This window comes from Kordiimonas aquimaris, from assembly GCF_025574485.1.
GTDB lineage: Bacteria > Pseudomonadota > Alphaproteobacteria > Sphingomonadales > Kordiimonadaceae > Kordiimonas > Kordiimonas aquimaris.
On sequence record NZ_JAOBPO010000001.1, the window covers coordinates 815352 to 828584 of the forward strand.

Below are 13233 nucleotides of genomic sequence, written 5' to 3' on the forward strand. Positions count from 1 at the left end.
TAAAAACCGGACACCTAACTAACGGCTTTTGCCGCGCGAAGAAAGGCCTCAATTGCAGGAATTGATTTAATTCCAGGTTCACTTTCTACGCCTGAAGAAACGTCAAGGATTGAAGCCTGTGACAATTTGACAGCCTCGGCAATATTGTCGGGTGTCAAGCCACCAGCAAGCAGCCATTTTTCAGGTAAGCTGGCTTCCTGCATAATGTGCCATGGAAATGAAACAGCATTGCCCCCTGGCAGGGCTGCACCTTTGGGAGGTTTTGCATCAAATAGCATTGCATCTGCTATATCATAGTAGGCGGATGCTTGCTCAATGTCAGCTGGTTCGCTGACGCCAACAGCCTTAATAACGGGTAGACTGTGTTTATCTTTTAGGCGCGCGACCTCTTCTGGTGTCTCGCTGCCATGCAGCTGCAACCAGGTAAGGTCAATCGCGTCGATCGCTTCTGCGATAAAGCGATCGTTTGCGTTAACAAAAACGCCAATGCGTTCCGGTCCGTCTGGCAGGTCGGGATTTAGCCGGCGCGCAGCACCGAATGTGAGGTGGCGCGGTGAGGGCTCGAAAAACATGAAACCCAGATATGATGCGCCAGCACCTGCAGCCGCATGTGCTGTTTCAGCGGTTGTCAGGCCGCATATTTTAACTTCAATTGACATGAACTGACTGCTTAATTGTGCGTTGCGGATGGAATAGTTTCAGCGTGCGGCCTTTGCCATCTGCGAACATGCCTAAGGAAATCAGGATAAGGTCGAAGAACCAACCGAATGTAAAAAGGCCAGCCGTTAGAATGTAAAGCATGCCCGTAAATGGGCGGCCAACATAAAAGCGGTGAGCACCAAAAAGGCCTACGACAAAGAAGCAAAGCATGAAAGCAATGAAACGGCTTTTGGGTGACACTTCATTATCTTCTATAAAGCCCACATCCGCACCAGCTTGTGTTTGGAGTGATAATTCCACGGACGGCAAAACAGCAACAGTGGGTATGTTTTCTGCTAAAATTTCTTCACTTATAGCTGTTGCTATTTTTGCAGCGACACCCTCTTGAACCTCTATGAGATTTGCTCCGCTTGCATCAAAACGCTGCGACCAAACAATCGCACCATTTGTATCTATCAGCTGTGCACTCACCCGGCGGGTGTCTTCTTGCTGGCGCAGATTGGTTGTAAGAGCGTATTTAGTGCCAAGTTTTTTGGTAACTTTTGAAGCTTCAATTTCAGTTGATGAAGTGCCTGTTTGCGTTTCAGGCGCGGCAACTGCGAATCCGGCGCCTTTGATGTCAGCAATTAAGTCGCTTATCAATCCATCACCAAAATGATGATCAACATCACCCAACGTTTTATATGGCATCACGGCAATCGCTGTTTTGCCGCCATAATCTGGCTTGCCTAGACTGTTATCGCTTTCACGTATAAACGTCTTACCTGTTAGCCTATGCATAATCACGCGACCATTGGTGATAAGTAGCATTGTGAGTGCTGTAATGGAGCCAATACCCCCCAGCACGTCACCATATTCTTTTAACCACTCAATCGCCGTTTCGAACATCTAGTCTTCGCTTTCCAGCAAATTAGAAAAGGTAACGGTTTCGCGTGTTAAGGCTGCCGTTGCCGCTTTCATCAGGTCTTCGCTTATTAGCTGACCACTATTCCATGTTGCCACATAATCAAGGCCATCCTTGATACTGTGGTCCCGTGAATGATTAAGTATCGCTTTTGTACCGCTGACCGCAAGAGGACTTTTACTGGCTATTTCATTAGCGATCTCTTGTGCTTTCAGCAAAGCAGCTTCGCGGCTATCTGTTACATGATTAACGAAACCATATTTGCTGGCCTCGTCAGCCATGAACTTGCGCCCTGTATAAGCGAGCTCACGCAGTATTCCGTTTGGCAACAGGTAAGGGGCACGCTGCAAGGTACCAACATCAGCAACTATAGCGACATTGATTTCCTGTATAGAAAACCACGTATCGCTAGAACACACGCGGATATCACATGCAGAAATGAGGTCGATACCGCCGCCAAGGCATGCGCCGTGAATAGCTGCGATTACGGGAGCGCGGCATTCTTCTGCTGCGGTGAAGCACGCCTGCAGATGCAGGATATGTCGCCTGAGCTGCTCGCGCACGCGAGCAGGGTCACCACCTGAAGGGTCAATCGCGCTACCGCTTTCTTTAAGATCTAATCCTGCGGTGAAATGCTTGCCGTTTGCGGACAAAATAATTGCGCGTACATTTGTTTGAGTATCCAACCAACGAAATGCTTCACCAATTTCGCGGAACATTGCACGGTTCATGGCATTAAGCTGCTTTGGCCTGTTGAGCGATATGGTTGCAATGTGGTCGTTTTGGGTGACTTCTAATGTTTCGAACTGCATGCGTAGGCTCCTGAATACATTGGTTTTGACTGTAATATTGTTCAGTATTCAAACAAAACCAATTTATCGGGCTATAGCATGGGTATTTATGAACTAATCAAGCTATGCGCTGCAGTATTTTGTAATAAGAGCATCCGCAATTTCCGCGGCAGCTTCCACGTGAGCAACATCGACATTAAAACCGTATATCACAAAAATTATGTCTTTTGTTTTGTCGGTAACTGCTGTGCGCGCACTGTCTGAAAACGGCGATCCAAATGGCCCGTCTTCATCAGAGAGAACAGCCAGACCTTCCAGATTGATGCTACCACGTCCAATCCCGTCATATGTTTCGCCCGGTGTGCCTATGCGCAGTTTTAAGCTGCCTTTTATCCAGGCTGCATCATAACACCCAACAGGTAAGCCGGTCATCAGCGATACCAGATTGCCGCAATCAACAACATTGTTGACAAGATATAGCCCTTTGCCTGCAACAATACGCCGTGTCAACGCTTCGGAGGATGGCCTGTAACGGCTCGGGTCTTTCCCGATGGCTTTGAAGGCGGCACGTACGGCTGCGATGACCGGATCTGAAGATGCAGCTTCACCCAGCAGCTCCTGTTGGCGGAGATCTGTCGCTTCTGTTATGGTGTTTTGCAGGGTATCGGTTGTAGGACCAACAGCAGTTTTATAATCTAAAACACCAAGATGAAGCGGAAAACCAAGGGTTTTGAATTCTGGACTGATATCAAACTGCATGCCCACCTCATCAGATTTAATCGTGGTTTATTGGTGCCCCCAATTGTCAGGGTCAGTGTTATCATTTGGCGACAGGCCGATGATATCACCATTTGTTGTAACGCCAAGCCCCAGCACTGTTCTGTTTGCATAAGCGAAATAGGCAGTGACTTGGTTAACCTCGAGAATTTCACCATCTGATAAACCAGCCGCTCTCATATCTTCAATATCAGACTCGTTAAGACCGGCAGGAGCGGTTGTTAATTGCGCTGCATATTCAAGCGCAACGATATCACGCTGTGACAGGTGCTCTTTTGCGGCTGAAGGAGTGCGCGCATCGAGGGCTGTGCGAATATCTTTTGCAATTATGTTGTCGTTTAACAAGCGCGCTAAACCGGCGTAATGATGATCAACACAATAAGTGCACTCATTGAGCAGGCTTACATAAACGCCGATAGCTTCAAGTAACCATTTGGGCAGTTTATTGCCCGGATGATGCAGCACATATTTGTATAGTGTCATGTGTCCTTCAAGAGTGTGCGGACGGAGACTGTGCGCCATTAAAATGTTGTCAATATTATTATCAGGCCCTTTCACCCGCTCATAAATAGCCTTCAGTTTGCCTTTGGCATTATCGTAGTTCAGCGTTGTAATCCATGACATGGATATTTCCTCCTGAAAGGTGCTTTACAGGTCAATTAGCCAATCAAAAACGGGTTTTAAAATCGTATATTTTTCGTTGCAGGCAGATATTAGATCACCGCGTGTGGCGGTGTTGAGGTCAGGAAAATCATACCAAACAGTTAAACCTTTGCGGCGAAGCAATGCAGCATGCACATGGTCAGGATCAAATTGGCGTGGCACACGTTTCAATTCCGGCTCCATGATGCGGAAACCTGAGTTTTTTTCTATCTTCTTGAGAGTGACGGCTAGTGCGTTGCCGTCTTCACCCACTATGCGCTGGCGATACGTTTCAAGCTTGTCACCTTCAAATGCAAATGTGCCAACGCCAACCGATAATTTTTCTGTATCAAGACCAAAATACCAACCCGGCGTATCCAGACCTTCTGGCGTAAACCCGATGTGGACATGTGTATTGTATGGGGTTTTGTCTTTGGAAAAGCGTACATCACGGTATACGCGGAATACTTTTGAGCTATATGTGTGACCTGTCAGGCTTTGAAGCTTTGCCGCCATGATGGCAGCAAAAAATTCAGCAGGTTTTTTTACGGATGTTTCATAGGCTGATTTATATTCTGTAAACCATTCTCGGTTGTTGTTTGCGTGCAGGTTTTTCAGAAATTTCACTGTTTCTTCAGGAAAACACCAAGTACTGCTTGTGTTGTTCATTACCCTGCTGCCCTATCAGTTTACAATGTTATGTCGGTTCCTTGTCAGTAACATTGTATTGAAACACGTCTTCCAGTGAAACACCAAGCGCTTTTGCGATAAGAAACGCGGCCTCCAGGCTTGGAGAATATCGCCCTTGCTCAATGGCAATAACGGTTTGGCGTGTCAGGCCAATACGTTTCGCAAGCTCAGCTTGTGACATTTCATCCGCCATAAAACGAAGCTTGCGAATATTGTTGGTAATTGCTGTTGGTTTGACCATGGTTACACACCGCGCTTGTAAAGATAAAGCCTGACAGAGACACTTATAATGGTGGATAAAACCATTGTAGCAAGCAGTGCATGAGCAAGAATAAATTTACTGAAGTCAAACATAACCAAAACCAGAATACCAAAAACCGCAACAGCTTGTACGTAACTTGCGATACGCTCAGCTTTCATGTCGATGATATCGTCTCGTTCGTCAAACTCTTCTGCTGGTTCTTTTTGTAGAATATTAGCCAGTATAGATATAATGATCACCAACACGACATAAGCGCCCATCATGGTCCATAGTTTCGTCCCGAATTCATTTGTTGAATTCATGTCTGTTGGCAGGTTGGTAAATACACTTGTGAAGTACCACGCATAAACAGCGATGGTGACGATAAGTGCGGCAAGATATGTGCGTTCCAGGTAAGTCATAGTAATTCTCTTTGTGTTTTGCTGTCGTGACTCGGGTCTTTAGAGTCAAATATATTTTTCATTATGTGTATTATTTTTGACATTTCAGTTATGTAAATAATAGCGGACTTTATGTCAATAATTATCTACATAGCATTCTTGTAGAAACCTGATTTTACAAGGGTCGCAGCTCAGTCCTGTTTGAAAAGCGGGGTAAATTTGAGCCGCCGTGATCACCGTCACAGCCATTCCCACTACAGGTCTGTATCAAGTTTCATGTGATTTAGACGTATCCGGTAATAAAGGCGGCATGAGTGATGCGACTCGTTTTGGTATTGATTTCGATAACGCTGCTGAGTGCGTGCACAAGTATTCGTGCAACAGAACGTGACGGTAAGTCATACCGTTATTTTGGATTTGTTGAGGTCGTTGTCCCAAAGATTGAGCGGGATATTGAAGCGGTCAAAATTCAGTCTGCGGGCATTGCCCTTGAAAATGGGCTGAGTGTGGGTTGGCGAGAAAATGAAACGGTCTTAGTGCCGCTGAAAGAAGGAGCGGCAAAAGGTGCGCCGTTAGAAGCAACGTGCGGCATGGTCGTGATTGTTCGCTCGGTGGCAGAAGCAGAACACGCGGCAGCTGTGTTGCGTGATTTAAAGGGAGAAAATATATGTCTCACGTCATTTCAATAAAACGAGCCGCGAAAGTGGCTGGTGTTAGCCTGATGGCCATAGGGATGGGTGCTTGTTCTCAAGTCCTCAAACATTCAAACACCTTAATTTTTGCAACTAATACGACTTCAGGCTTAAAAATTGGTGCTGATGAGAAGCAGTTGCCAGGGATCCAGGTAGGTCACAGTAGACAGGAAGTGGCATTTGTGCCCGTGCTCGCCAATACAGGTCCTGCTTCTGGAGGGGGAGATTTAGCGCCTTGTGATGCAGCTAACGCGAAAGCATGCAAGTTCGTCGGTACTCATGACGGAAAGAGCAAAGATAGTTATTCAACGTTGGCATCGTTTGGAAGCAAAAAAGGAGCGTCAGTTGACGCATCAGGGAATTTGCAAGGTACAGTGGCCATTGCCCAATATTTTGCGACTGGAGTAGCGGCACAACAGCTTGCTATTTCGGGTGGAGCTAATGTTGTTAGCGCTGGTGGTGATACAAAGGCAAAGGCGGACGCAGCTATAGCTGCCTCAAAAGACAAAGCGGCTATTGAGAGGACCAAACTTCGTACACAAGCACTGAGTGAATATGCCAGTGGTAAAGATGTCGCGCTGGTAATGATGGGCAATGATCCCTCAGTAAGTGTAGACCCCGCTTTGAGGGCAGCATTAGCGAGCACTATGGGCGCTGGATGCACGGATAGTATTTTGAGTGGCTACCCTCAAGACACTGTTAAGAACTTTTTAGATGGGTTGGATAAAAATAGAAAACCTTGTTTTGACGCTTTAATCCCAAATAAATAGGAGTGAATTATTATGAGAGTTTCAATAAATATATTCAAAGACGAGCAAAGAGCAATTCGGAAGAGAAATTCAATGGGTGATGATGCATCAATACATACAAGCCTGTCTGGCGGCGAAGTATTTGACTATGCAGAGTACGGTTTTTCCGGGAATATTAATCAGAAGATTTGGGTCGTTGTCGGTTTAGAAGATATATAAAACAAATCTTTTCAATTAAAATATAGGCAGCCCGAATATACTGTCGGTCTGCCTATAATTGTTATCTATGGCTATGCAAGTTATGCAGCTTTGGCGATGCGTCCGCGGGTGTCGCCTTTAGCGTAAAAACTTTCGCCCTTCTCGGCCATATCACGCAGCATTTGCGGTGGTGTAAAACGCGGTCCGTAGGCTTGAGCCAAGCGGTCAGCTTCGCGCACAAACTCTGCAACGCCCATGGTGTCAATGAAGCTGAACGGTCCGCCTGTGAACGGCGCAAAGCCCCAACCGAAGATCGCACCGATATCACCAGATGATGCATCGATTAGCACACCTTCTTCAAAGCAACGCGCGGCCTCAACCGCTTGGCGTACCATGAAGCGTGACTTCACTTCATCAACGCTTGGCTGGTCTGCAGCAACAGGGAAGTGTTCGCCGAGCCCCGGCCACAGATATTTGCGTCCACCGTCTTCAGGGTAAACATAGTTGCCCTTGCCGTTTTTGCGGCCAAAACGCTCCAGATCAACAACCATTTTCTCAACAAAGCCATCGGCAGGTGATGACACATACTTATCGCCCATCGCTTTCCTTGTTGCCATGCCGACCTTGTAGGAAAGATCAAGCGCAACCTCATCACCAACGGCAAGTGGGCCAACAGGCATGCCAGCCATTTTGCCAGCATTTTCAATGAGGGCAGGGTTCACACCTTCCTGTACCATTGCGTAACCTTCTTGCACATATGTACCGAAGCAACGGCTAGTGTAGAAACCGCGGCTATCGTTCACCACAATCGGTGTTTTCTTGATTTGGTTCACATAATCAAGTGCGAGCGCCAGTGTCCCGTCATCAGTTTTCTCACCCATAATGATTTCAACAAGTGGCATTTTGTCGACAGGTGAGAAGAAGTGGATACCGATAAACTGGTGAGGGCGCGTGAAGTTTTTCGCCAAACCAGTGATTGGGAGTGTTGACGTGTTGCTTGCAAAAACAACGTCTTTGCCAATCACAGCTTCTGTCTTTTCCGTAACGTCTTTTTTGATCTCGTCTGCTTCAAACACGGCCTCAATGATCAGGTCACAGTCTTTCAAGTCAGCATAATCACTAGTGGTGATAATGCGCTCAAGCAATGCGTCGCCTTTTTCCTGTGTCACCTTACCACGCTCCATACCTTTTTTAACAAGGTTGCGAGAATAGTCTTTGCCTTTCTCGGCAGAGGCTTCGTCGCGGTCCAGCAGTACAACGTCCATGCCGGCTTTGGCTGAAACGTAGGCAACGCCAGCTCCCATAAGGCCAGCACCCAGCATACCAAGGCGCTTTACTTTTTTGCGCTCAAACCCGTCAGGGCGAAGTGAGCCTTTTTCAACGGCTTGCTTGTTAATAAATAAACTGCGGATCATGTTGCCAGCAACCGGGTCAGCCAGCAACTTCATGAAGTATTTGCTCTCGATACGGATGGCTGTATCGAAATCAACCACGCCGCCCTCAAACAGGCATGATAGGATCGCCTGAACGGCTGGGTAGTTATGCTGTGTTTGCTTCTGTGCCATCGCGTTGGCACCGACAAATGTTTGAACACTGCCAGGGTGCATTGCACCAGCGCCACCTGGGTACTTGAAGCCTTTTTTGTCCCAAGGAGCAATCGCACTTGGTGATTTTTTAACCCATGCTTTGGCTTTTTCAACAACGTCACTTGCTGGCGCAAGTTCACTTGCGATGCCAAGGCCAAGTGCAATCTGCGCATTATAAGGCTTGCCTGTTGTGATGGCTTGCGCTGCAGCCTGGATGCCAGTTAGGCGTGGCAGGCGCTGTGTGCCGCCACCACCTGGCAGCAAACCAACCTGCACTTCGGGGAAGCCAAGCTGCATGCGTGGATCGTCTGCTACAACACGGTAATGACAAGCCAGAACAAGCTCAAAACCACCACCAAGCGCAAGGCCGTTTACAGCAACGGCAAAAGGTTTTGTGCCTTCTTTTGCCAATACTTTGCGGTCTTTATCACCAGTTTCCATTTTGCGGAAAAGCTTGTTTAGGCCAAATGCAGCCTCAAATGCAGCTTGTGGTGTGGTGTCGCTGCCGGCTTGATCACCGAGCATGTTCAGGTCCGCACCAGCAAGAAAAGTTGATTTACCAGATGTGATAACTGCACCTTTGACGGCATCATCCGCCAGTACCTTGTCAACACAGGTATCAAGATCATTAATCAGCTGAGCGTTAAACACGTTCATGCTTGCATTTGGCAAATCAATCGTCAGCAATGCAATGCCGTCGCTGTCTACTTCGTAACGAATTGTATCAGTCATTTTATTACTCCAGAACAGGTGCGGCTATACGCGCTCAATAATGGTTGCAGTGCCCATACCGGCACCAATACAAAGTGTTGCAAGTGCTGTTGATTTACCGGAGCGTTCCAGTTCATCAAGCACGGTACCAAGGATCATCGCACCAGTGGCACCCAGTGGGTGGCCCATCGCAATTGCGCCGCCGTTTACATTAATGTCTGAATGGTCGATATCCAGCGCTTCCATGAAGCGCAGCACAACAGAAGCAAACGCTTCATTTAGTTCCCAAACGTCGATGTCTGATTTGCTCATGCCAGCGCGCTTCAGTGCTTTTTCAGCAGCAAAACTTGGGCCTGTCAGCATAATGGTTGGCTCAGACCCAACCGAGGCCATAGAGCGAATACGTGCACGCGGTTTTAAGCCAAGCTTTTCACCAATTTCCTTGTTGCCGATCAATACAGCAGCAGCGCCGTCAACGATGCCTGAACTGTTTCCAGCGTGGTGGACATGTTTGATTTTCTCAATCTCTGGATATTTTTGCATGGCAACATTATCAAAGCCAAATGCACCCATATCCACAAATGATGGCTTTAGCGCACCAAGCGATTGCATTGTCGTTTCAGGGCGCATGAACTCATCGTGGTCCAGTACGTTCATGCCAACAACGTCTCTAACTGGCACAATAGAACCATCAAAGCGCTTGTCGTCCCACGCAGCTTTAGCACGCTTCTGGCTCTCTACAGCGTAAGCATCAACGTCATCACGGCTATGGCCGTATTTTGTTGCGATTAGATCCGCAGATATGCCCTGGGGTACAAAATATGTGCGGAATGCAACATCAGGGTCCATCGGCCATGCACCGCCGTCTGAACCCATCGGGACACGTGACATGCTTTCCACACCGCCGCCAATGGCGGCGTCTGCTTCGCCGCTCATAACTTTAGCCGCTGCAATATTTGCAGCTTCAAGCCCGCTTGCACAGAAGCGGTTGACTTGAAAACCAGCTGTTGTTTCGGCATACCCTGCATTAAGAGCAGCAACGCGTGCTATATCGGAGCCCTGTTCGCCAACAGGTGCAACGCAACCAAGAACAACATCTTCAATGAGTGATGTGTCGATGTCATTGCGATCGCGAATGGCTTCCAGCTGCTGTGTCGCTAACTGAACAGGTGTGATTTCGTGTAGTGAGCCATCTTTGCGCCCACGCCCACGCGGGGTTCTCACTGCATCGTAAATATAAGCTTCGGTCATTTTATGTTCCTAAGGTTACGCGTTACTTAAAAGTTAGCGGCATCAAGCGCCATTACATCTTCTGCGCCTGCTTCAAGTTCTGCGAGCAGGAACTTAATTTCCGGCATGCGGCGATTGATGTAATAACGCCCAACAATGAGTTTATTCTCGAAGAAGGTAGGATCGTCTGTGCCGCTGTCCAGCTTATCAGCCGAGATTTTTGCAATCTTCATCCACATCAAGCCCAATACGACATGACCAAACAGGTGCATAAATGCTGTTGAGCCAGCGCCTGCATTATCAGGTTTAGTCATTGCATTTTGCATAAGCCACATAGCTGCGCGCTGCAGGTCAGCATTCGCACTTTCAACAGCTGAAACGAAGTCAGCAACTTTTTCGTTACCTTTGGCGTCTTCAATTTCTGTTGCCACATATTTGAAGAAACGCTGGATGGCGCGGCCACCATTTGCACCAAGCTTACGGCCAACAAGGTCCAGTGCCTGAATGCCGTTGGTGCCTTCATAAATTTGGGTGATGCGTGCATCGCGGACAAATTGTTCCATACCCCATTCAGAAATATAGCCATGGCCACCATATACCTGTTGGTTGTTGCTGGCGTTTTCATAGCCGCGATCAGTGAACACACCTTTGAGAACAGGGGTCATCAACCCAACCATGTCATCTGCCCATTCGCGCTGCTTCTCGTCTGGTGCCTTGTGCGACATATCAACAAGCAATGCGCACCAAAGAGCGATCGAGCGTGCAGATTCGTTAAACGAGCGGCTGTTCAGGAGCATGCGGCGTACATCAGGGTGAACGATGATTGGGTCTGCAGGACCGTCCGGGTTTTTCGGACCGGCGATAGAGCGCATTTGTAGGCGATCATTCGCGTATGTCACTGCGTTTTGATAGGACACTTCTGATAGTGCAAGGCCTTGAATGCCAACGCCGATACGTGCAGCGTTCATCATAATGAACATGGTCCGCAAGCCTTGGTTCTCGTCGCCGAGTAAGTAACCTGTCGCGTTATCATAGTTCAAGACACAGGTTGAGTTGCCGTGGATGCCCATTTTTTCTTCGATCGAGCCACAAACAACACCGTTGCGATCACCGAGGCTGCCATCCTCGTTCACGATGTATTTAGGCACGATATAAAGCGAGATACCTTTAACACCCTCAGGGCCGCCTGGCGTGCGTGCAAGCACAAGGTGGATAATATTTTCTGCCATGTCGTGCTCACCAGCAGAGATGAATATTTTCTGACCTGTGATAGCAAAACTGCCATCGTCGTTTGGTTCTGCCTTCGTGCGCAGCAAGCCAAGGTCGGTGCCGCAGTGCGACTCAGTCAGGTTCATTGTGCCTGTCCATTCACCGGTTACCATTTTCGGTAAATAGGTCGCTTTCTGTTCGTTGGTGCCGTCAATATTAATAGCGGCTTTAGCGCCGCCTGATAGGCCTGGGTACATACCAAATGCCATGTTGGAAGATGATATCATTTCCTCAAGCGCCATACCGATGACATGCGGTAAACCTTGGCCGCCAAACTCGACAGGATCTGTCAAGCCGCACCAGCCACCTGCAGCAAACTGATTGTAAGCCTCTTTAAAGCCTTTTGGTGTTGTAACCGATCCATCTTCATGGCGTGTGCAACCCTCGTGGTCTCCTGAAAGGTTAAGCGGTGCCAATTCGTTTTCACAAAATTTTGCCCCTTCTTCAAGGATAGCGGCAATAAGGTCGGGTGACGCCTCATCATAACCGGGCATTTCACCAGCATACTGACTGACATTAAGAACGTCGTTCAGGATGAAATTCATTTCTTTTACGGGGGCACTGTATGTAGGCATGGGGTAAACCTTTTTTATCAGGTGTTAAAAACTATGGGGTGTAGCTGGCAACTGGTTCGCCGGTTTTGGCATGAACCCATTTGCCGGTTTGATCATCATGTTCAAGGCTTGAAAGCAGAGTGCGAAAACCCTTCAGTTCCTTGATAGTGGCATTGATATCGTCGCGCTGAGCTTCTAGCGCTTTAATACGATTTTCACAGTGTTGTATCGTGACGACGCGCTGCGTTTTGCGCCCATCGTCAAGATCATAAAGGCTCAGCATTTCGCCAATTTCGGATAAAGAAAAACCAACACGGCGACCACGTAGTATCCAGTCAAGACGTACGCGGTCTGCTTCATGATAAATACGTAACTGCCCATCACGTTGCGGGGAAAGCAGGCCTTGCTCCTCATAGTGGCGCAAGGTTCGCGGTGTAACGCTATAAGCGGCCGATAGTTCCTGAATCGAATAGTGTTTCTGTATTCGATCATCCACTGAATTTTGATTGCGTGCTTTGCTGGCCAAGGCTATTTGCTTCTCATATTATCCAATTTAATGTACCACATTACATAGTTACGTTTACGTTAACGTCAAGTGGAAAGGATATTCTTTTTGTGCAGGCCGCGGTTTCGCCCTATAATCAATATGATATCGGCTATATTCCACGCTTTAGCGCATGACTTGTTTATTATGATCTGTGCTAGCTGCAGTGGAAATACTGCGAATCGCATATGATTTTTTCGGGAGGGAGAAGCCAGTGGCACCAAAATTTGAGAATTTCAGTGAATTTTTCCCGTATTATCTTGCGGAGCATGCTGATCCGATATGCAGAAGCCTCCATTACATTGGTACGACTTTATCCACGCTTTTGATCGTGTATGCCTTATACACAATGAATTTATGGGTGTTGTTGCTGTATCCCGTTGTGGGATATGGATTCGCGTGGATTGGCCACTTCGGGTTTGAAAAAAACCGTCCGGCCACATTTGATTATGCCTGGTGGTCATTTCTGGGTGACTTGAAGATGTATGGGTTATGGATAACCGGGCGTCTTGGCCCTGCAATGGCTGATGCATTAGATCAACATGGTCGCCGAAATAGTAAAGCGGCGGATATGTCACTATAAATTGCATTGTT

Annotated in this window: 16 protein-coding genes; 4 read left to right on the forward strand and 12 right to left on the reverse strand. The window is 47.6% G+C overall.

The features are described 5' to 3' along the window. Positions 1–14 precede the first annotated feature (14 nt). The 8 genes from OEU88_RS03805 to OEU88_RS03840 all read right to left on the reverse strand — a co-directional run bounded on the left by OEU88_RS03805 (position 15) and on the right by OEU88_RS03840 (position 5127). Positions 15–659: a phosphoribosylanthranilate isomerase gene (locus tag OEU88_RS03805; RefSeq protein WP_262693777.1), complete on the reverse strand. Its 645-nt coding sequence runs from the start codon at positions 657–659 to the stop codon at positions 15–17. Next, positions 649–1548, reverse strand: a complete 900-nt coding sequence (locus OEU88_RS03810) for an NINE protein (protein ID WP_262693778.1) — start codon at positions 1546–1548, stop codon at positions 649–651. Before OEU88_RS03810 ends, OEU88_RS03805 begins: the two co-directional genes overlap by 11 nt. Beyond that, positions 1549–2376, reverse strand: coding sequence for a crotonase/enoyl-CoA hydratase family protein (locus tag OEU88_RS03815; RefSeq protein ID WP_262693779.1), 828 nt, complete (start codon positions 2374–2376; stop codon positions 1549–1551). 102 nt (positions 2377–2478) lie between these two features. Next, positions 2479–3114 carry a B3/B4 domain-containing protein gene (locus OEU88_RS03820; protein ID WP_262693780.1) on the reverse strand — a complete coding sequence of 212 codons (636 nt, stop codon included), beginning with the start codon at positions 3112–3114 and terminating at the stop codon, positions 2479–2481. Positions 3115–3141: 27 nt separating this feature from the next. Next, positions 3142–3756 (reverse strand): carboxymuconolactone decarboxylase family protein, encoded by a 615-nt coding sequence (locus OEU88_RS03825; protein WP_262693781.1) that lies wholly within the window; start codon positions 3754–3756, stop codon positions 3142–3144. Between the two features lie 24 nt (positions 3757–3780). Next, positions 3781–4443, reverse strand: coding sequence for a DUF2461 domain-containing protein (locus tag OEU88_RS03830; RefSeq protein ID WP_262693782.1), 663 nt, complete (start codon positions 4441–4443; stop codon positions 3781–3783). A 28-nt stretch (positions 4444–4471) separates the two neighbouring features. Beyond that, complete coding sequence (locus tag OEU88_RS03835) at positions 4472–4705, reverse strand: helix-turn-helix transcriptional regulator (protein ID WP_262693783.1); 234 nt, start codon at positions 4703–4705, stop codon at positions 4472–4474. 2 nt (positions 4706–4707) lie between these two features. Then, positions 4708–5127, reverse strand: a complete 420-nt coding sequence (locus OEU88_RS03840; protein ID WP_262693784.1) for a hypothetical protein — start codon at positions 5125–5127, stop codon at positions 4708–4710. A gap of 293 nt (positions 5128–5420) precedes the next feature. Between OEU88_RS03840 and OEU88_RS03845 the strand changes: the two genes are divergently transcribed. The 3 genes from OEU88_RS03845 to OEU88_RS03855 are packed head-to-tail and all read left to right on the forward strand — an operon-like array spanning position 5421 to position 6766. Next, positions 5421–5795 (forward strand): hypothetical protein, encoded by a 375-nt coding sequence (locus OEU88_RS03845; RefSeq protein WP_262693785.1) that lies wholly within the window; start codon positions 5421–5423, stop codon positions 5793–5795. Continuing rightward, entirely contained in the window at positions 5774–6568 is a 795-nt protein-coding gene (locus OEU88_RS03850; protein WP_262693786.1) for a hypothetical protein, read from the forward strand. Before OEU88_RS03845 ends, OEU88_RS03850 begins: the two co-directional genes overlap by 22 nt. 12 nt (positions 6569–6580) lie before the next feature. After that, entirely contained in the window at positions 6581–6766 is a 186-nt protein-coding gene (locus tag OEU88_RS03855) for a hypothetical protein (protein WP_262693787.1), read from the forward strand. 80 nt (positions 6767–6846) lie between these two features. On the opposite strand, the gene OEU88_RS03860 is transcribed toward OEU88_RS03855, so the two are convergent. From OEU88_RS03860 to OEU88_RS03875, 4 genes are read right to left on the reverse strand one after another with little or no spacing between them, the layout of a single operon-like run. Then, a complete protein-coding gene (locus tag OEU88_RS03860; protein ID WP_262693788.1) occupies positions 6847–9063 on the reverse strand; it encodes a 3-hydroxyacyl-CoA dehydrogenase NAD-binding domain-containing protein in 2217 nt (738 codons plus the stop codon). A gap of 24 nt (positions 9064–9087) precedes the next feature. Next, a complete protein-coding gene (locus OEU88_RS03865; protein WP_262693789.1) occupies positions 9088–10293 on the reverse strand; it encodes an acetyl-CoA C-acetyltransferase in 1206 nt (401 codons plus the stop codon). 26 nt (positions 10294–10319) lie between these two features. Continuing rightward, the gene (locus tag OEU88_RS03870; protein ID WP_262693790.1) at positions 10320–12116 is read right to left on the reverse strand and encodes an acyl-CoA dehydrogenase C-terminal domain-containing protein; all 1797 of its coding nucleotides are present in this window, start codon (positions 12114–12116) and stop codon (positions 10320–10322) included. A gap of 31 nt (positions 12117–12147) precedes the next feature. Then, positions 12148–12621: a MerR family transcriptional regulator gene (locus OEU88_RS03875; protein WP_262693791.1), complete on the reverse strand. Its 474-nt coding sequence runs from the start codon at positions 12619–12621 to the stop codon at positions 12148–12150. Between the two features lie 232 nt (positions 12622–12853). Between OEU88_RS03875 and OEU88_RS03880 the strand changes: the two genes are divergently transcribed. After that, the gene (locus OEU88_RS03880; RefSeq protein ID WP_262693792.1) at positions 12854–13222 is read left to right on the forward strand and encodes a DUF962 domain-containing protein; all 369 of its coding nucleotides are present in this window, start codon (positions 12854–12856) and stop codon (positions 13220–13222) included. Positions 13223–13233: the final 11 nt, after the last annotated feature.

Excerpts from the sequence above, each read along its gene's own strand:
- OEU88_RS03805 (WP_262693777.1), bottom strand. The coding sequence starts at position 659 with ATGTCAATTGAAGTTAAAATATGCGGCCTGACAACCGCTGAAACAGCA.
- OEU88_RS03810 (WP_262693778.1), bottom strand. The coding sequence starts at position 1,548 with ATGTTCGAAACGGCGATTGAGTGGTTAAAAGAATATGGTGACGTGCTG.
- OEU88_RS03815 (WP_262693779.1), bottom strand. The coding sequence starts at position 2,376 with ATGCAGTTCGAAACATTAGAAGTCACCCAAAACGACCACATTGCAACC.
- OEU88_RS03820 (WP_262693780.1), bottom strand. The coding sequence starts at position 3,114 with ATGCAGTTTGATATCAGTCCAGAATTCAAAACCCTTGGTTTTCCGCTT.
- OEU88_RS03825 (WP_262693781.1), bottom strand. The coding sequence starts at position 3,756 with ATGTCATGGATTACAACGCTGAACTACGATAATGCCAAAGGCAAACTG.
- OEU88_RS03830 (WP_262693782.1), bottom strand. The coding sequence starts at position 4,443 with ATGAACAACACAAGCAGTACTTGGTGTTTTCCTGAAGAAACAGTGAAA.
- OEU88_RS03835 (WP_262693783.1), bottom strand. The coding sequence starts at position 4,705 with ATGGTCAAACCAACAGCAATTACCAACAATATTCGCAAGCTTCGTTTT.
- OEU88_RS03840 (WP_262693784.1), bottom strand. The coding sequence starts at position 5,127 with ATGACTTACCTGGAACGCACATATCTTGCCGCACTTATCGTCACCATC.
- OEU88_RS03850 (WP_262693786.1), top strand. The coding sequence starts at position 5,774 with ATGTCTCACGTCATTTCAATAAAACGAGCCGCGAAAGTGGCTGGTGTT.
- OEU88_RS03855 (WP_262693787.1), top strand. The coding sequence starts at position 6,581 with ATGAGAGTTTCAATAAATATATTCAAAGACGAGCAAAGAGCAATTCGG.
- OEU88_RS03860 (WP_262693788.1), bottom strand. The coding sequence starts at position 9,063 with ATGACTGATACAATTCGTTACGAAGTAGACAGCGACGGCATTGCATTG.
- OEU88_RS03865 (WP_262693789.1), bottom strand. The coding sequence starts at position 10,293 with ATGACCGAAGCTTATATTTACGATGCAGTGAGAACCCCGCGTGGGCGT.
- OEU88_RS03870 (WP_262693790.1), bottom strand. The coding sequence starts at position 12,116 with ATGCCTACATACAGTGCCCCCGTAAAAGAAATGAATTTCATCCTGAAC.